Raw genomic sequence first — 17124 nt, forward strand, 5'->3', positions numbered from 1 at the left:
GCCCGAAGAAGCTAAGGTAGACCACTACAGGCAATTCGCCAGTCAGGGCGCCATCCTGCCAACTGAAACTAACTTGATTCCACGGAATCCGGGGCGATTCAGGCATTGCAAAGGGAGAATCGAATGAAAGCGAACAGTTTGATCATTGAGCCCTTCGTGGTGGGTCTCCGCGTACTCCTGATGGCGATAGTGGCTGCATTGGCAGTGCACTCTGTTAGTGCCAAAGCGTCGAATAGCCTCGACGCCCAGCGGGCCATGGCCAAAGCAATTTATGCCGCGGATACGGAAACGATTGCAGAACTAGTCGGGCAGGGTTTCGATCTGCGCGGAGAGATCTTGGACTCTCCACGTAGCGCATTTGCGCTGACGCTCCTCAAACGAGGCGATCTCGGCCCCTTTCTCGTTATTTCCAAAGCGCTACCTCAGATTGAAGAAGACGACCTCATCGACGCCGTGATTTATGGCGGAAGCCTACACGCGTTGACGCTCATCCAGATGCGGTCGGACTGGCCAACCGCTATCCTGGAGCGGGCTGTTGTATTAGCGTTTTCCGCTATCAGCGATGACTCAGCCCGGATCATGCTCGAATCGGTTTACCGTCGAGCCACCGAGGGCAGGGAACTGACTTATCAGTTCCAGCGCAGGCCCCCCGATATGACCGTCATCGATGCACTGATCAAGGCCGGAGCGTCTGCGCAGAGCGAATCGTACGTCGATGAGGCGGTGGTGCACGGCGCTCCTGCTCTAGTCGAGCGGTTCGTCTATGGGAGTACAGTGCCAGTCAAAGGCGGAAAGGCACTAACCCATGCGTTGCGGCGTGATGACCGCCCCCTTGCTGATCACTTAATCAAACGCGGCGCTTCTATCCTAGCGATCGAAGTACCATTTCAGAGCAAAGATGCCTACCCCGATCCGGAGTACATCCTGCAGATTCTTCTGCGGAGTCCCCAGCAGTTGCTTCTTCTTGATCCCGAGCATGCCAGCTTGGCGAAGTTCCGAAAACAACAACCAGCCCCGATCAAAGGACGATTGTCAGGCGCTGTATCAGGTGCGCCGTTCGACTTCTCGCTTTCGTTCGGAAAAGCCCCGTTTTTCGGAAACCAGGTCAAAGTGCAGAGCCTTGTGATAGAGGGCTTTGGAAGTTTAACGACACCCGAGTTGGATTACACGTTGAACTGGAACTCGGGTGCTGGGGCGGCATACGAGATCCAAGTCGAGATTCCCGCTGTTCCTATTCCTGATCCCAGCAAACCATTTCCGCACCATTATTATGATGTAGTTCTAGAAAACATCACGCCGTCCTCAGTAGCACCTTTGAAGGTGCGCGAGGTCCCATGGAAGGTCAGCCAGAATGGTTTAGACGACATGGACCTGCGTACAGGAGAACGCGAACAGATCAACCTTGCAAACGGGAGCCTCATTGCGCGGGCAGCGTTTTCGGATGGTTGGAAGAACATGGCACAGACCGGTCTTTCTATTACTTTTCCATATCGAAGTCACGAGGAACTGCCTAAGAAATTCGACACAACCACACGATTGAATCATTACTTGCGGCTGGCAAATCTTCGGTACGAAAATTTTAGTCCGCGCTCGGAGTTGGTGCGTAACAACAACAATACTGCAATCCATCTTTATTCGGAGCAGTTGTACGAATCCGGCGTTGTCATACATCTAGATGCATCGCTTGGCGAATTGGCCAGCGAAATCAGCAGCAATGACGTTATTCTTGGGCGCCTTCTGAAATTTTTGATCGAGTTTAAGCAGCTTGATGATTACACCATCCCAGACATTCTGCTTCTTTCCAAGCAAACGCCCGCTGAGTTGCAAAACGCAATCCGAAAGCTGAATGACCAGAGTACATCCGCCTCGGAAATCCTTGACTTGCTTAAGGATGATATGGTGGCCTCGTACAAACGAAAACTTGAGCGCTTTCTAGCGCTTCTAATGGAGCGAGCTCAGTATATGGACCCGGACCAAAACATCGACACACTGGCTCGGCAAAACATTGATGCGCTTCCCAACGTTGATGCCGCAAGGCTACATGAACACCTTGCACTAGTTTCCTCGCTTCGCCTGCCCGCTCCAGAGGATATGAATGGGCAGGGAGCTCATCTACTCAGCTACCTGAACAATAAATAGGGCGCTCCCAATGTCGTATGCTCCAACGTTCGGCGACGAGTTTTCGGCTTGGGTTGACAACGACGCATACGCAATTGCTCGCAAGTTCACCGAGCCAGATCTTGTCCTGCGCACTCTTAACTATGTCGCCGTAACCCGCGACTTCGCCGTGCGTCAGGCTGAGGAAGCCTTAGCTGCAAGTAATTTGGCCGATGCAATGGTTAAGAGTTTTGTCCACATCCAATCTCTCATGGATCTGCCGGAGGGGACGCTCGACAAGGCCGGAGCGTTAGAAATTGCGTCCTACCGGCGTGATGCGCGCCTCGCGCTTTACCAGCTTTCGATCCAGTATGACCGGATGGCTGGTATGAAAGAAGTGGCTTCCGCCTTGGATGAGCCTATGTCGTTTGACGCGTTTCGCATGCAAGGGCTAGGCTTCCTCGCGTATAACGCAATTCTCTCTTCCGCCATAGACTTCGGCCGTATTCCGATGGCCGATTACTACGTCTATGCGGGCATAGAGGTGAGCGGTGACCAGCCACCTAAACTTGACCTACTTTCGACGGACAGCATGATCGCTTCAGGTGCGAGCGTCATCGCTACGTATTTCCCCCCTGCGGCTCCGTTTGTCTTTGCACTTTTCTTCGCTTTCTCCGTGCTGCGCGCTCGGGAATATGAGCAGAAGTACGAGCATCAGGTAGAGCAATATCGAAATGCGCTCGGCCGACTGATGGCGAGGATGCCAAAAGAGCAGGAAGTCTACGACGTTTACCTCGCTAGCTTCAAGGTCGTAGCGCAGCAGATGCGCGACGAAAATCTTCAGCTGGTGATGCACCTGGGTGACCATCTTGCGCTGCTTGGACAGCAGATGCAATGGTTGCAGGCAACTCTGAGCAGGCTTGAGGATGTCCTGCTTCAGAGCCGTATGAATGGACTGATCAAGGCATTGCAAATGGGCGATGTCATGACCAATACTCAGGCCACGCTCATCCTCCTGCAAACTGCGTCCACACTCAGCGCGAACATGAAATTTCTGCGCGCCGCACTGCTAGAGGTTAATGCCCTGCATGGCACAGTGGCAGGCTGGGCCATGACGGAAGAATTGTCAGCCAAGCTCCAAGAACTTGCGCTGCAATTGAGAGTTCAGCGCGAAGATCTCGCGCTTGCGCCACTGCATTCGCTGATTGACCAACAGCAGGACTTCGTAAAGCGACAAATCCAGCAACTGCTAGATGGCGCTACCGAACAAGCATGTCCCGTCGGGGACTCTCCCGCAGTCCTTTCGCTTTTGCATACTCCGGAATCTCATCTACCAACCATCACTGCGCCGCTAGCTGATGCTGTGCTGGGTAGTCCCTCTTCAGTGCTGTTCGCGTACCTCTCATCGCAGCGCGACCAGGTCGTTGGTTGGATAGGCGGCTACGCGTCGCAATTCAGCAGGAGTGGTAGGGGGATTTATGGTCGCAATGTAGACGGATCGGGGATCCTCGACTTGCGAAGCCCAGGGCGCGAAAACCTTGCCGCCATTAACGCCAATCTGGGGCACCGCACAGCGAATAATCTTAGCGAGGCAGAGTTGATGCGCAAAGGGCTCGCGAAAGTCGCTCCGAACCAGTCCGCCGCACTAACACTTGCGGCGCAGGAGATCGGACGGCTGCGGATCGCAGTAGCGCAATTCCCCTCAACACCGCCGATGGCGCCTCGTTCGCAAACACCACCTGAACCTGCACTGCTCCAATGGGATTCGTTCAGCGCCCGCCTAAGCCGGGAAAGGAACCTACTCGCTACTACCGGAGGAGCAATTCGCAACCTCACTGAAAGCGAGCTGGAGGCACTGAAGTTCTACGGAAGCATGACGCTGGCTTATGCGAGTACCTTCAATCGTTTGGGCAATGCAGCTTTTGCAAACAGGTACCTTACCGCGGCCCAGGGGCTACGCCGGTACATGGTCGGACAAGGCGACCGGGGCTCAGACGAAAGTTACACGCCTTTAGTGGCGATCGATCCACTGGTGGTCAGCCTGAGCATTGCTTACCCGATCCCAACTGGCGACTTACCTCCCGGAGAACAATGGCGCACTGCATGTAATCGGTTCGTCGCCCATAGTCTTTCTCTCGTCTATGGCTACAACGCCTTTATCGACCCATCCAAGGAGATTCTGCAATCACTGGGAATCGACTACTCAGATATCGGGCCACCATATGAGCACAAGTATCTTCGCGCAGAACATATTCAGCAATACTTGTCATTGTCGGCGGGATGGAAGCGCCTTGGCACTGGTGCGTCAGCTGAGGCGCTCGTACATGCCGCATTCAGTGCCGGAGTCGGACTACCCGTACTAGCGGTTAGCATAGATCATGTCGCGCTTGTTATGCCGGGCGAGCCGATCATGAGTGGGTCCTGGGGAGCACGTGTGCCCTACGTTGCTAGTTTTTCCCTAGGGAACCCTAGGGGGAGCTTTTACTATGGTCCGATCAGTCGCGCCTGGAGAGCTTCGAGGCGCGGCGATGTATTGCTTTTCGTGTACGACCCTGATTGAACAAAAGCGGCCGATACCTGCGGTGCGGGCAAAATATGTCGTGGACCCGAACGAAGATTTTGAGGAAGACGTCTAAATCGCCTTTCACGTACATGTCTACGGGGACGACAAGGTCTGGCGGCAGCTGAACCGGTAAGGCATCGAGAGCTCGTACGCTGCGCGCTCGAACGTCTCATGCGTCATCAGGGGTTACGGGGCTTGATACGCGGCAAGGTGGTGCGCACCATGGTCAGACGAAAGTCCGGATTGGCCGAGATTGAGACGCTCAGAAACAGGTGTTGCGCAACAGTCTGCGGATAACGCAACAGATACGCCACTTTCATCCACGCAACGTTTTTAAGACCTAAAGAGCCAAGTCTCGTATATCGGGAGAGGGCTTTAGGCTGCGCAACACGCCCCGTACCTGCCTACTTTCGTCATGGCGGGCAGGTTCACATCTGTTGCGTCAAACCACCAGCAGCGAAGATCTGGTTGTCAGGGCGCAGGATCTATTCCTGTCAGCACATGGCGTACGAAAGCCAAGCTGTTCTGGCTGGCGCGCGGCAGGATCTCTTCAAAATTCGAGACGGCATCTTCATCGGCCATGTCAGAGATTGTGCGCACCACCAGATACGGAACCTGGTTAAGCGAGCACACCAGCGCCACGGCCGCGCCTTCCATCTCTACTGCATCACCGGCCAGTTCGCTGTGCAAATAAGCGTGGCTCTTCATTTCGCGGTGAGTGATGAACTGATCGCCCGTACAGATACGCCCCGTATGAACTTGGCCTTCGGCCGGACGATAGGTTTGCCCCAGCGCCAATAAGCTTGGGTCGGGCGTCAGGAAGCGGATATCCGAAAACGGAATCTGCCCGCGAGGTAGTCCCAGCACGACGCTTTCCAGGTCGTGCTGAACAAGGTCTCGGCCAATCACGGTGTCGCCGATCCGGATATCCAGCTTCAGGCTCCCCGCCAACCCCGTGAATAGCAGCGCGCATGGCGCAGCCTTGTCGATGAAGTGTTGAGTACGCATGGCGGCCATAGCCTTACCGACCCCGGTCTTACTAACCAGCACGCGATGCCCATCGATTAGCCCACGATGTTCTTCAATGCCTTGCCAGACCGAAGTCTCGCGTGCTTCCATCACCGACAGAAACTCGGCGATCTCGGCATCCATGGCCCCAAGAATGACGATCAAGATGTTCTCCCCAATAAGCTATAGCCAGCAAAGACACTCGCCGTGCCGCCCCCATAAGCCAAGGCTATAACAGATGTCAGCTGCCAAGCTTGATCTACGTTGGGCGTCAAGAACGGGTGTCCTTCGTTCCTTGCAAAGGCCAAAATGACGCTCGCCCTTGTGATTCCGGCCTAGACGCTGCACAAGCGCCGACTAACGCCCTCCCCCATTTAACTACAGGAGTATTTCGATGATCGTTTTTGTAACCGGCGCCACCGCTGGTTTTGGTGCCGCGATTACCCGCCGCTATCTGCGCGAAGGCCACAAGGTAATTGCCGTCGGCCGCCGCGCCGAGCGCCTGCAAGCCTTGAAGGATGAGTGCTTCGGCCTGCCGCTGCATACCGCCGTGCTGGATGTCTGCGACAAGCAGGCGGTACTCGATGTGATCGCGGCGCTGCCGGCTGATTTTGCGCAGGTCGACGTCCTGATCAACAACGCCGGTCTGGCGCTCGGTGTCAGCCCCGCCTATCAGGCTTCGCTGGATGACTGGGAGCGCATGATTGATACCAATGTGAAGGGGCTGATCTATGTTACCCACGCCCTGCTGCCGGGCATGGTTGAACGAGGCAACGGCCACATCGTCAATCTCGGTTCGGTGGCCGGCCACTACCCCTATCCGGGCGGCAATGTGTATGGCGGCACCAAGGCCTTCGTGCGCCAGTTCAGCCTGAATCTGCGCGCCGATCTGGCTGGCTCTGGCGTGCGGGCCACCGACATCGCACCCGGTTTGTGTGGCGGAACCGAATTCTCGACCGTGCGCTTTCACGGAGATCAGGCCAAGGCCGACGGTGTTTATGCCAACACGGATTTCCTGACGGCAGAGGACATCGCCGAAACGGTTTACTGGAGCACCAGCCTGCCACGCCATGTGAACATCAACTTCATCGAGCTGATGCCCGGCAGCCAGGCCAGCGGGCCTTTCAATATCGTGCGTAATAAACAGGCCTGAACGCTTGCCAAGGGTCGGGAGGCAGCACAAAGCTCCGGCTTAATCTCCTCCGCCGCAGCGCTGGCGTCTGTGCATATGCTGGCGCTGCGGAAAGATCATCTCAATCCTGTTGCCAAAATGGGGTTCAGTGACGGCCCAAAAGCTGTGCGTCTTGCGAGATCACGCGCAGCGCGTTCGAATCAAGCCTTCAGATGCCAGAGCAAGGCTTGCCGGGCGTGCGCAACGCGTGCTTGCCTGAGTGCGCTCGGGGTCCAGACCAGGTAATAGTTGAGTGCGCCCGCACCCGTTGATGCGGGTACTTCTTTTAGCTCACCACGCTGAAGATGATCCAGGCACAAATACTCGGGCAGCACGGTCCAGCCAAAGCCACGGCACAACAAGCTCCGCAGTGCGCGTAAGTCCTGACCGATCAACGCGGGTACAAGCGGCCCCAGATTCAGCTTGTTTTTCGCTGCCCAGGAATCAATCAACGGGATCTCAAGGTTGTATGCCAACAAGGGTTCTTGAGCGAGCGCTTTCTCCAGTGAAGCGGCTTGAGTCATCCGGTCTGCAACGCTGGGCGCAGCCACCGCAAGCACACGCTCACTGCGGATCAACTCGCAATGCAGGCGTTTGTCACTGGTAGGAAAGGCTGTAATACCGAGGTCGCAGTGTCCCTCGATCACCATCTGATTGACGAAGTCACTGCTCCCCGTCTGCATGCGCACACGGATCCCCACTTCCAGCAAAGGAAGTAAATGGGGTGAAACCACTTCGGCCAGAAAGTCCGCATGGCCGATGATCTGCAAAGCACCCGCCAGCTCCATCGAGCGCGCACGGGCCGAAGACATGGCGGCCTCGACGGCATCGAGCTTGTCTCCTATATCCGCGGCCAATTCATCCGCAGCCGTAGTCGGCGTTACCCCTCGCACCTGCCGTTCAAACAAAGGGCGTCCGATCGCCACCTCCAGCCCGGCAATGTGCTGTGAGACGGCTGGCTGGGTCAGATTGAGGTTGCGGGCAGCCCCACTGATGGAGCGCTGGCGATAGACCTCGACGAAGGTCCGCAAACGGATAAGCGACATCTGCCAACCATAACATTATTTATGGCAGACCCAAACTAGCCTAGTTGGCGGGTGATCAGCCGCCTAACCTAAGATGCACAGGCCATGCAGCGTTACCGCTTCAGCCCTCACAACAGGAGAACAACATGCCTACAAAGATTCTTTATCAAACAGAAGCCACAGCAACAGGGGGGCGGGACGGCCGCGCTCGCACCGCAAATGGCTCGCTGAATGTCTGGCTCGGCATGCCTAAAGAGTTGGGCGGCAACGGCTTCGGCAACAACCCCGAGGAACTATTCGCCGCCGGCTACGCAGCCTGTTTCCTCAGCGCCATGAAGAATGTGGCTCGCAGCGGCGAACACCCGCGCATCCCGGAGAACGCCACGGTTACCGCAAAAGTCGGTGTCGGCCCCAAGGACGAGCGTCGTTTTGGCCTGGCGATCACCTTGAGCATCCAGCTTCCTGGCATCGAACGCCACGCCGCTGAAGCCCTCGTGGCAGACGCCCATGAAGTCTGCCCTTATTCGAACGCAGTACGTGGCAACGTCGAAGTCGCACTCGAAATCATCTGAACCCACTCACAGCACGCCGGATCCGGCGGCGCCACGAAAAGAGAACAACATGCACTCCCACCCACAGACAGAAGACCTTCGCTCCATTCTCAAAGCCATGCAACAGCGGCACATTGCAACAGGGCCGGCCGATGGCGCACTACGCCGGGACCGCCTTCTCCGCGCGGCGCGCCTGTTGCGCGAGCATCGCAATGAGTTGGCTCACGCGATGAGTGCAGACTTCGGCCACCGCAGCATTTACCAGTCACTGGCGGCGGATATCGCGACAACGCAGGGGATGCTCCACTACGCAGCCCAGCATGTGCAGGAATGGATGCAGGCGGAAACACTTCCCGCTCCCGCGCCGGGCATGACAGCACGGATCGAGCGCCAGCCGCTGGGCGTTGTAGGCATCATCAGCCCCTGGAATTTTCCGATCAATCTCGCCTTCGGCCCTCTTTCGGGCGTTCTGGCTGCGGGCAACGCCGCACTCCTAAAGCCGTCCGAGCTGACACCGCACACCTCTGAATTGCTCGCCGAATTGATCGCACGCTATTTCGATCCGATGGAGCTGGGCGTGGTGCTTGGCGACGCCGGCGTAGGCGCCGCCTTTAGCGGTCTGCCCTTCGATCACCTGATCTTCACCGGCAGCACCACAGTCGGCCGGCATGTGATGCGCGCCGCGGCGGAAAACCTTGTACCGGTCACGCTTGAGCTGGGCGGGAAGTCACCTGTGGTCGTGAGTGCAGACGCTGACATCGGGCTCGCGACGGCCCGCACACTGACGGTAAAGACTTTCAACGCGGGGCAGATCTGTCTTGCCCCAGATTACATGATCGTTCCGCCAGGACAGCAGGCGGGACTGGAGCAAGCCGCACGGGCCTTCATGGCAGAGGCTTACCCCTCACTCCAGACCAACCCTGACTACACCTCCATCATCACGCAGAAACACTACGAGCGTCTGCTCGGTCTGCTTGAAGACGCGGCCCAGAAAGGGGCGCGCATTGTCAGCTTGGCGCCGTCTGACGAAGCTGCTCACGACCCGGTCTCCCGCAAGATTGCTCCGCATCTGGTGTTCGACGTAACGGATGACATGAAGATCATGCAAGAAGAAATCTTCGGGCCGCTCTTGCCCGTCATGGTCTGCGCCAGTGCTGAGGAAGCCGTTGCGTATATCAATGCCCATCCTCGCCCCTTGGCGGCCTACTACTTCGGCGATACGCAAGAGGGGCAGGCACATTTTGCGTCCCGCACAACCTCCGGCGCACTGGTAATCAACGACATCATGAGCCACGTGTCTATCGAAACGCTGCCGTTTGGTGGCGTTGGTGCTTCAGGTATCGGTGCCTACCACGGCATCCACGGCTTCATGCGCTTTACCCACAACAAGGCCGTTGTTCTGCAAAGCCCGGATGGCGCTTCCAATCTGCGTTTGCGTGCCCCCTACGCCAGCAAGCTGGCTGCACTTGAATCTGCTTTATCCGCGTAATTACACACCTCAAAAGGAGAGAAACATGAAAGTTCTGATGGTACTGACCTCGCACGATCAACTCGGCAATACAGGCAAGAAGACCGGCTTCTGGCTGGAAGAGTTTGCCGCGCCCTACTACACCTTCATGGATGCAAACGCCGAGATCGTGCTTGCTTCACCGGCAGGTGGGCAGCCTCCGCTCGACCCCAAGAGTGACCTGCCTGAATTCCAGACCGAACTGACCCATCGTTTCAAGGCAGATCCTGCCGCACAGGAACGCCTGGCCAACACGGTCAAGCTCGATACCGTCAAAGCCGAAGACTTTGACACCGTCTTCTACCCCGGTGGTCATGGGCCGATGTGGGACTTGGCCGAATCAGCCGTGTCGATTGCGTTGATTGAAAACTTTGAACGTGCTGGCAAGCCTATCGGTTTCGTGTGCCACGCCCCCGCCGCACTGCGCCATGTGAAGGCCGCCAATGGTGAGCCGCTGATCAAGGGCCGCCGGGTCACCGGATTTACCAACGGAGAAGAAGATGCGGTTGAGCTCAGCGATGTCGTGCCTTTCCTGATCGAGGATGAATTCAAGGCACTGGGCGGCCTCTATGAGAAAGGCCCGGATTGGGCGCCTTACATCGTGAGCGACAGAACGCTCGTGACCGGACAGAACCCCGCAAGCTCCGAAGGTGTCGCACACGCCTTGATCAAACTGCTCGCCTGAGCACAGGGCCGCAGATGCAGTGCGCCTAGCCTGCATCTGCCTCTCTTTAAACAACTGACAGAAAGCGCCTCATGACTGAAAAGAATACTGGCGGTAGCCCGCTGGCTCCTGCCCATCAGTTACTCAACGAACTCATCGGAGCCTTCTGGAGTGCAAGCATCCAGCATCAGACACATCTCGCTTTGATCAGCGCGCTGGGCCTGACAAATCTGAGCAATCAAATGCAGGCGCATATCAGCGATGAGCCGCTGACGCTGAAAACACTGACCGATCGTTTGCTCGACATCGGCGGGACGCCTGATTTCACCATTGCTCAGCCACGCATCGGGCACACGCTCAGAAGCATTCTGGAGGCTGATCTTCAGGTTCAGGAGGCGGGCTTGCCGGTACTCAATCAAGCCATTGAAACCTTGGTGGCACTGCGCGACGCCACAACTCGCAGACTGATTGAGGACGTGCTTGTGGGTGAAGAGGCGCATCTTTCCTGGCTTAAAAATGAACTGAGTTTGCTTGATCGCATGGGTGAATCGCTTTACCTGTCGGTGCGCGTTAGCGCTACTACAGCTTGACCATCCTTCGGGATCTCTACGCGTCCCGATCTCAGGAGAAAAACATGAGCGCTTACGTAATCCTCATCAAGCATCACACACTCAAGCCCGACGAGCTTGATACCTATGCCTCGCTCGCCAAACTGGCACGAGCTGGCCATAACCCGAAGCCAATCGCGTATTACGGCGAAATCGAAGTTCTGGAGGGTCAGCCTGAGGAAAGCGTGGCAGTCCTTGAATTTCCGGATATGGCTGCGGCGCGCAACTGGTATGAAAGCCCCGCGTACCAGAAGGCCAAGCCTCATCGCAATGCGGGTGCCGATTATTCCGTTCTGTTGGTTAACGGGGTCGCAAGCGCTGCGATTTCCCACGAACAAGAGGCTAGCAAGCCATGAGCATCGTCATTCACCACCTCAACAAAAGCCGCTCGCAACGCATCGTGTGGCTGCTCGAAGAGCTGGGCCTGAGCTATCGCGTTCAGCACTATCAGCGCGACCTCACGACCAATCTGGCGCCGCCTGAACTCAAGAGGATTCACCCGCTAGGGAAATCGCCCTTGCTTGAAGACGATGGCATCCTGATCCAGGAGTCGGGCGCCATCGTGCAATACCTCTGCGAACGCTATGGTCAAGGGCGTTTCCTGCCTCTCGCAGGCTCGCAAGATGCGCTGCGCCACCTTCAGCTCATGCACTTCGCCGAGGGCTCCGCCATGACACCGGTACTGCTCAGGCTCTACGTTGCAACGCTGGGCGAAGCCGGCCAGCCGCTACACCCGCGGATCAATGAGCAGCTCATCGCGCATTTCGATTATCTGGAAAACGAGCTTCAGCCTTCAGGTCACTTCGTGGGCAATGACTGGACCGGCGCCGATGTGATGCTGAGTTTCCCTGCAACGCTCGCCACTCTGCAGCCTGAGGCCGAACGCTGGCCCAAGCTGCAGAATTTCGTCCAGCGCATCCATTCCCGTGAAGCATGGAAAAAAGCAGTTCAGGCCACGAATGAGCATTCGGGGTAATGAGAGATTCACCCCAACTCGCTCGCGCGCAATACAAAAACTGACATGAAATCCCCCGCCACATCACCCGTTCAGCAGGCAACACCACTCTCGCATCAGCCCTTGCCACGTGAGCATTTACCGCGTGCGCTGGGTTACGTGCTGGGGCTGGTGACCGCCGTGGACTTCTGGTCTTCTCTGAGCGTGCTGCTGTCTGCAGAGGAGATTCAAGCCGGCATGCAGGCAAGCCCGAGTGACTTCCTCTGGATCATCACCCTTTACGCGGGCTCCGGCATTGCCACCCTGCCCCTGATCGAGCGCGCCAGCCGCCGCTGGCATTACAGGAACCTCATCGCAAGCGGCATTGCACTCTATCTCGCAGGCGCCCTGCTGGCAGCCATGAGCAGCTCGCTCTGGCTGATGATTCCCGCGCGCATCCTGCAAGGCATTGGTGGCGGGGGCTTGTTCACGATGTCCCGCGTTTATCTGCAACTGGTCACACCACAATCCGAACGCCCGGCGCAACTCAGGGCCTACATCATTGGCTTGCTGGGCGGCGTAGCCCCATTGCCCTGGCTTACAGCTGCGCTCGTCCAGGCCTGGGGATGGCGTGCGACCTTCCTGTTGCAGGCGGCTTTCGCCCTGCTGATGCTGATCACCGTGCTTTTGAAGCTTCGCGCAGAACGCCACACCCCTCGCTCTCTGGGCTCACTCGACTGGCTGACGAGCCTGAGCTTCGCGCTGGGCATGATGCTCTTGCTCCACGGTCTGGAGGGCCTTGAGCTGGCTCGCTTCGGGGCTGGCCAACTCTCCGTGCTCAGTCTGGCCATGGCCTGCCTTGGATTTACGATCTGGCGCTCTCGGCAGCACCCCGATCCACTCTTGCGCCTGAATGTACTTAACGGGCGGCGCTATCTCGTCGGCCTCGGGTTTTACGGTCTGTATTACCTCGTCAATGGCGCCACCAGCTATCTCTACCCTCGTCTGTTCGATCAAGCGCTGGGTCTGGGGCTGAGCGCAACGGGCGCTTTACAGTCATTTTCTGCAATCGTGACCGTCGTTTGCCTGCCGCTCTATTTTCGCTTCGCTTCCAGACTCGGAGATCGCAGACGCTTGATCGCCTGGGGCTTCGCCTGTGCGGGGGCGGGAATGCTCTGGCTGTGCTTCGCAGTAGGCCACGAGGCCTCCTGGCCAGGCCTGCTTGGGCCCATGGCGCTCAAGGCGCTTTTCCCGATCCTGGGAGTTATTCAGATCGCAGGACTCACCTACACAGAAGTTCCGCATGAAGACTTCTCACATGCCTATGCGCTCAAGAACATCGTGCGTCTGATCGCCAGTGCGTTCTCCGCAGGCCTGATCAGTCAGTATTGGCTGATCAATGTCAGCCGATGCAGGGAGGAAGCGCTCCTGCAGTGCACACACATTAGCAAGCAGATGCCATTCGCCTCCGTTTTCGGTTCCGGTACATCGGATCACACGCCGATCACGCTCCAGGTAGGGCAAGAAATTTTTATTGTTTTGGCATTTGTTTGTGTGCTGGGCGCAGCCTTCGTTCTCATTCAGAAACGCTTGCGCTAAGTTTCAAAACAGTCCCCCTGAAAACACCCGAATAAAAAATGAAACTCCGTACATTAAGCATGGAAACCAGGATTTATTTGGCAGCCGCCAGCATGAACATTGGCGGAGTGCTGATTTTTTCCAGACTCTTTACAAACACAGCAATCAACGCGGCAGATCCCGTAGTGATGTCAAACTTCGGCCTACTGATGATCGTCGTGTGGGGATTGGCTTACATCGGCGCAGCAGCAAGCATCAAGTCGAAATGGATCGCAGGTGCTTTTGCGATTGAAAAATCCGTTTATGCAGTGGTTTGGCTGGACTGGATGTCCAAACACAGCGTCGCAAACGTATATGCCGAAGATGCCATGGCCGGTATTTTTTTCAGCATTTACGGCGTGAACGACATCCTGTTCATGATCCTGTTTCTGATCCTGTTCTTCAAACGAAGAGCCCAGGAGTAGAAAACACGGGGCTTTACTGCAATCGGGTCCCCAGTGCCTGCACTCCCCTCCCCTTGATCAAGTGATTACCCCGGAGCAGCGGAGAAATCATGCTCATTCCGATGTTTTTCTTGCCTGATCCTGCGGCCAGATAGTCTGCGGCAAGCCGCGGCTGGATTGATCCGGCTACAGTTCAAAGCAGAACCATCTGGAGAACGGCATGACTTCCCAGCAGACTCACGCCCCTGCACTGAAAACACAGATCAGCACGCTGCAAACCGCACTAGCTCACGCTATCGCAAGCAGGACAAGTGGCGACGAGGACCGGTGCACAGATATTCCCGATCTGCTCTTTTTCCGGAGAGAGAAACTTACAGAGCCCTGTGCCTGCATGGTTGAGCCCAGCGTCGTTTTTGTAGCTCAGGGCGCCAAACAGATGCTCGTGGGTGACGAAGCTTTCCCGTACGACCCAGAACACTTCCTGATCAACTCGATTGATCTACCGGCGAGCTCCCAGGTGATTGAAGCCAGCCCTGAAAAACCCTGCCTCGGACTGGTCCTGAAACTGGATCTGAGCATCCTCGCAGCGCTGATCGCGCAAGGTGGCCTTACGCCGCCCACAGAACGCCCCGCAGACAGGGGGCTAGCCCGGGGAAGCCTGTCACCGCAATTGCTGGCGCCATTCCAGCGTCTGCTGGAGCTGCTGGATGAGCCCGCCTCCATACCGGTGCTTGCCCCGCTGATCCTGCGCGAGATTCATTACCGTCTGCTGATGAGCGATCAGGCTGCACGCTTGTGGCAGATCGTTTCGCTGGGCAGCCAAAGCCAACGGATCGCCAAAGCCATCGACTGGCTGAAAACAAACTACACCGAGCCTCTGCGCATCGAAGATCTGGCCTCGCGCATCCAGATGAGTACTTCCAGCCTGCACTTCCATTTCCGTCAGCTGACCGCGATGAGCCCCCTTCAGTATCAGAAGTGGCTGCGCCTGAACGAAGCGCGACGCCTGATGCTCAACGAACATCTGGATGCAGCAAGCGCGGCCTTTCAGGTTGGCTATGAAAGTCCGTCTCAGTTCAGTCGTGAGTACAGCCGACTGTTCGGTGCGCCCCCCAAGCGAGATATCGAAGACTTGCGCCACGGGCGCGCCGGAGCACGAAAGAGGTCCGAGACCACAAGCAGTATTCCGGCCTGAACACGCAGTTCGACGGTCTGGAAATCACTGGGTGACAGACGCAGCCTTCCGCCAGTGCTCGCCCCCTTTATCACGCCATGCAGCAAGGCATAGCCACTCTTTCCTGCGTCAATCCAAAGCGAGTAAAAAATGCAAACCGAATCACTCTGCAAGGCGTACCTCACAGCACTTAACGAGAGCAATCTGGACGGAGTCCTCTCCCTATTCGCTCCCGAAGCCACGGTGATCTCGCCTCTGTATGGCGTCATCGAAGCAAACAGCTTCTACCGGGCACTGTTCTCGGACACCCAACGTTCCGAAACTCGCCTTCTGAACATTTTCCTGCCCAGCGGTGAAGCCTCGTCTGTGGCATTGCACTTCGAGTACATCTGGACGCTCAGCAATAGCAAACAGGTTCAGTTTGAATGTGTCGATGTGTTTGAGCTGACGCCGGACGGTCAGCAGTTCACGAAACTCACGATCATCTATGACACAGCCCCTATCCGCAGCGATTTCGACGGCCGTAGCGCGGCGCATGCCTGAAGCACCTTCGGGGTCTTCATTTTCCGCCCTGGAGAATCAGGCAAGAACTTCGGGGTAATGATCTAGCGCATGGAGTCTTTGCTTCCCAGAATGCAAAAGCGCTGATCTGCGCCCCCAACGGAGACTCGAATGATCACATTGAACATCAATGGAAAATCCACACGTGTGGACGTGGCACCCGACACACCGCTGCTCTGGGTTCTGCGCGACAGCCTTCAGCTGACCGGCACCAAGTTCGGCTGCGGCATGGCGCTCTGTGGTGCCTGCACCGTGCATATGGACGGCCAACCCATCCGCTCCTGTACCACGCCGGTATCCGTAGCCGTCGGCAAGAAAATTGTCACCATCGAAGGTGTAGATCGTCTGAAGGTAGCGCAGGCCGTGCAGGAAGCCTGGAAGCGCCTGGACGTTGTGCAGTGCGGTTACTGCCAGTCCGGCCAGATCATGAGTGCCGTCGCGCTGCTGACTGAGAACCGCAAGCCGAGCGATGCGGACATTGATTCCGCCATGGCCGGCAACGTCTGTCGTTGCGCGACCTACGTGCGCATCCGCGCCGCGATCCATGAAGCAGCCAAGGCTCTGGCCTGAGGGAGAACATGAAATGAGCCACATACCCCATATTGAGAACGAGAGCCGCCGCCGTTTCCTGCACGGTGCGGCAGGGCTGAGCCTGGCGATCTATCTTCCCGGCACGCTTGGCGCGACCGGCCCTGGCCTCCCGCCCGACGCTACTGCGGTGGCGCAGAATTTCGAGCCCAACGCCTTTGTGCGTATCGGTGCAGACAACGTCGTCACCGTCATCTCGAAGCACATCGAAATGGGCCAGGGCACCTACACCGGCATCGCCACCATCATTGCCGAGGAACTCGATGCAGCATGGTCGCAGGTCCGCGTGGAAGGCGCGCCAGCCGATGCCAAACGCTACGCCAATACACTCTGGGGGCCGTTTCAGGGCACCGGCGGCAGTAGCGCAATGGCCAATTCCTGGATGCAGATGCGTCAGGCCGGCGCAGCGGCACGTGCCATGCTGACGGCTGCAGCGGCCCAGCAATGGCAGGTGCCGGTGGCGGAAATATCCGTCAGCGAAGGCTTGATCAGTCACACCGCATCCGGCCGCTCGGGCAAGTTCGGTGAGTTCGTACAGTTGGCTGCCGACCAGAGTGTGAATCGCCCCGGCTTCCCTAGACTGCTCCGAGCTTCATGAAATACTGCTTTTCGTAGTCTATCGGAGACATGCCATTTGCGTGGCTATGTCGCC

18 protein-coding genes and 1 pseudogene are annotated in these 17124 nt (G+C 57.2%); 16 read left to right on the top strand and 3 right to left on the bottom strand.

The features are described 5' to 3' along the window. Nucleotides 1-123 precede the first annotated feature (123 nt). From C0V76_RS19165 to C0V76_RS20315, 3 genes and pseudogenes are all read left to right on the top strand, one after another. Nucleotides 124-2139, top strand: coding sequence for a hypothetical protein (locus C0V76_RS19165; RefSeq protein WP_101944523.1), 2016 nt, complete (start codon nt 124-126; stop codon nt 2137-2139). Between the two features lie 10 nt (nt 2140-2149). Further along, nucleotides 2150-4657, top strand: a complete 2508-nt coding sequence (locus tag C0V76_RS19170) for a hypothetical protein (protein ID WP_101944524.1) — start codon at nt 2150-2152, stop codon at nt 4655-4657. An 85-nt stretch (nt 4658-4742) separates the two neighbouring features. Continuing rightward, nucleotides 4743-4882: pseudogene (locus C0V76_RS20315) on the top strand (IS3 family transposase); the annotation flags it as partial. Here the strand turns inward: C0V76_RS20315 and C0V76_RS19985 are convergent. Both C0V76_RS19985 and C0V76_RS19175 read right to left on the bottom strand, forming a co-directional pair. Beyond that, a complete protein-coding gene (locus C0V76_RS19985) occupies nt 4840-4980 on the bottom strand; it encodes a hypothetical protein (RefSeq protein WP_158239299.1) in 141 nt (46 codons plus the stop codon). The pseudogene C0V76_RS20315 and the gene C0V76_RS19985 overlap by 43 nt on opposite strands. Nucleotides 4981-5131: 151 nt before the next feature. Then, nucleotides 5132-5833, bottom strand: coding sequence for a 5'-methylthioadenosine/adenosylhomocysteine nucleosidase (locus C0V76_RS19175; RefSeq protein ID WP_143707479.1), 702 nt, complete (start codon nt 5831-5833; stop codon nt 5132-5134). Nucleotides 5834-6062: 229 nt separating this feature from the next. Between C0V76_RS19175 and C0V76_RS19180 the strand changes: the two genes are divergently transcribed. Beyond that, nucleotides 6063-6821: an SDR family oxidoreductase gene (locus C0V76_RS19180; protein WP_101944526.1), complete on the top strand. Its 759-nt coding sequence runs from the start codon at nt 6063-6065 to the stop codon at nt 6819-6821. Nucleotides 6822-7000: 179 nt separating this feature from the next. Here the strand turns inward: C0V76_RS19180 and C0V76_RS19185 are convergent, their stop codons facing one another. After that, entirely contained in the window at nt 7001-7870 is an 870-nt protein-coding gene (locus C0V76_RS19185) for a LysR family transcriptional regulator (protein ID WP_216821804.1), read from the bottom strand. A gap of 140 nt (nt 7871-8010) precedes the next feature. Between C0V76_RS19185 and C0V76_RS19190 the strand changes: the two genes are divergently transcribed. The 12 genes from C0V76_RS19190 to C0V76_RS19245 all read left to right on the top strand — a co-directional run bounded on the left by C0V76_RS19190 (nt 8011) and on the right by C0V76_RS19245 (nt 17070). After that, the gene (locus tag C0V76_RS19190) at nt 8011-8436 is read left to right on the top strand and encodes an organic hydroperoxide resistance protein (protein WP_101944528.1); all 426 of its coding nucleotides are present in this window, start codon (nt 8011-8013) and stop codon (nt 8434-8436) included. A 49-nt stretch (nt 8437-8485) separates the two neighbouring features. Beyond that, complete coding sequence (locus C0V76_RS19195) at nt 8486-9904, top strand: coniferyl aldehyde dehydrogenase (RefSeq protein ID WP_101944529.1); 1419 nt, start codon at nt 8486-8488, stop codon at nt 9902-9904. A gap of 25 nt (nt 9905-9929) precedes the next feature. Then, nucleotides 9930-10607, top strand: a complete 678-nt coding sequence (locus C0V76_RS19200) for a type 1 glutamine amidotransferase domain-containing protein (RefSeq protein WP_101944530.1) — start codon at nt 9930-9932, stop codon at nt 10605-10607. A gap of 71 nt (nt 10608-10678) precedes the next feature. Further along, on the top strand, nt 10679-11176 hold the full coding sequence (locus tag C0V76_RS19205; RefSeq protein ID WP_101944531.1) for a bacterioferritin: 498 nt from the start codon (nt 10679-10681) through the stop codon (nt 11174-11176). Between the two features lie 44 nt (nt 11177-11220). Further along, complete coding sequence (locus tag C0V76_RS19210; RefSeq protein ID WP_101944532.1) at nt 11221-11550, top strand: DUF1330 domain-containing protein; 330 nt, start codon at nt 11221-11223, stop codon at nt 11548-11550. Next, entirely contained in the window at nt 11547-12170 is a 624-nt protein-coding gene (locus C0V76_RS19215) for a glutathione S-transferase family protein (RefSeq protein ID WP_101944533.1), read from the top strand. The genes C0V76_RS19210 and C0V76_RS19215 overlap by 4 nt, the downstream gene beginning before the upstream one ends. Before the next feature lie 159 nt (nt 12171-12329). Next, entirely contained in the window at nt 12330-13727 is a 1398-nt protein-coding gene (locus tag C0V76_RS19220) for an MFS transporter (RefSeq protein ID WP_158239300.1), read from the top strand. Nucleotides 13728-13765: 38 nt separating this feature from the next. Then, a complete protein-coding gene (locus tag C0V76_RS19225; protein ID WP_216821805.1) occupies nt 13766-14170 on the top strand; it encodes a hypothetical protein in 405 nt (134 codons plus the stop codon). A 199-nt stretch (nt 14171-14369) separates the two neighbouring features. Beyond that, nucleotides 14370-15344 (top strand): AraC family transcriptional regulator, encoded by a 975-nt coding sequence (locus C0V76_RS19230; RefSeq protein ID WP_101944536.1) that lies wholly within the window; start codon nt 14370-14372, stop codon nt 15342-15344. Nucleotides 15345-15473: 129 nt separating this feature from the next. Beyond that, complete coding sequence (locus C0V76_RS19235) at nt 15474-15866, top strand: nuclear transport factor 2 family protein (protein WP_101944537.1); 393 nt, start codon at nt 15474-15476, stop codon at nt 15864-15866. 129 nt (nt 15867-15995) lie between these two features. Next, a complete protein-coding gene (locus C0V76_RS19240; RefSeq protein WP_101944538.1) occupies nt 15996-16454 on the top strand; it encodes a (2Fe-2S)-binding protein in 459 nt (152 codons plus the stop codon). Nucleotides 16455-16467: 13 nt separating this feature from the next. Next, entirely contained in the window at nt 16468-17070 is a 603-nt protein-coding gene (locus C0V76_RS19245; protein ID WP_101944539.1) for a molybdopterin cofactor-binding domain-containing protein, read from the top strand. Nucleotides 17071-17124: the final 54 nt, after the last annotated feature.

Source organism: Uliginosibacterium sp. TH139, assembly GCF_002855595.1.
Lineage (GTDB): Bacteria > Pseudomonadota > Gammaproteobacteria > Burkholderiales > Rhodocyclaceae > Uliginosibacterium > Uliginosibacterium aquaticum.

Coding starts and splice junctions, on each gene's coding strand:
- C0V76_RS19165 (WP_101944523.1), top strand. CDS start 124: ATGAAAGCGAACAGTTTGATCATTGAGCCCTTCGTGGTGGGTCTCCGC.
- C0V76_RS19170 (WP_101944524.1), top strand. CDS start 2,150: ATGTCGTATGCTCCAACGTTCGGCGACGAGTTTTCGGCTTGGGTTGAC.
- C0V76_RS19985 (WP_158239299.1), bottom strand. CDS start 4,980: ATGAAAGTGGCGTATCTGTTGCGTTATCCGCAGACTGTTGCGCAACAC.
- C0V76_RS19180 (WP_101944526.1), top strand. CDS start 6,063: ATGATCGTTTTTGTAACCGGCGCCACCGCTGGTTTTGGTGCCGCGATT.
- C0V76_RS19190 (WP_101944528.1), top strand. CDS start 8,011: ATGCCTACAAAGATTCTTTATCAAACAGAAGCCACAGCAACAGGGGGG.
- C0V76_RS19195 (WP_101944529.1), top strand. CDS start 8,486: ATGCACTCCCACCCACAGACAGAAGACCTTCGCTCCATTCTCAAAGCC.
- C0V76_RS19200 (WP_101944530.1), top strand. CDS start 9,930: ATGAAAGTTCTGATGGTACTGACCTCGCACGATCAACTCGGCAATACA.
- C0V76_RS19205 (WP_101944531.1), top strand. CDS start 10,679: ATGACTGAAAAGAATACTGGCGGTAGCCCGCTGGCTCCTGCCCATCAG.
- C0V76_RS19210 (WP_101944532.1), top strand. CDS start 11,221: ATGAGCGCTTACGTAATCCTCATCAAGCATCACACACTCAAGCCCGAC.
- C0V76_RS19215 (WP_101944533.1), top strand. CDS start 11,547: ATGAGCATCGTCATTCACCACCTCAACAAAAGCCGCTCGCAACGCATC.
- C0V76_RS19225 (WP_216821805.1), top strand. CDS start 13,766: ATGAAACTCCGTACATTAAGCATGGAAACCAGGATTTATTTGGCAGCC.
- C0V76_RS19230 (WP_101944536.1), top strand. CDS start 14,370: ATGACTTCCCAGCAGACTCACGCCCCTGCACTGAAAACACAGATCAGC.
- C0V76_RS19235 (WP_101944537.1), top strand. CDS start 15,474: ATGCAAACCGAATCACTCTGCAAGGCGTACCTCACAGCACTTAACGAG.
- C0V76_RS19240 (WP_101944538.1), top strand. CDS start 15,996: ATGATCACATTGAACATCAATGGAAAATCCACACGTGTGGACGTGGCA.
- C0V76_RS19245 (WP_101944539.1), top strand. CDS start 16,468: ATGAGCCACATACCCCATATTGAGAACGAGAGCCGCCGCCGTTTCCTG.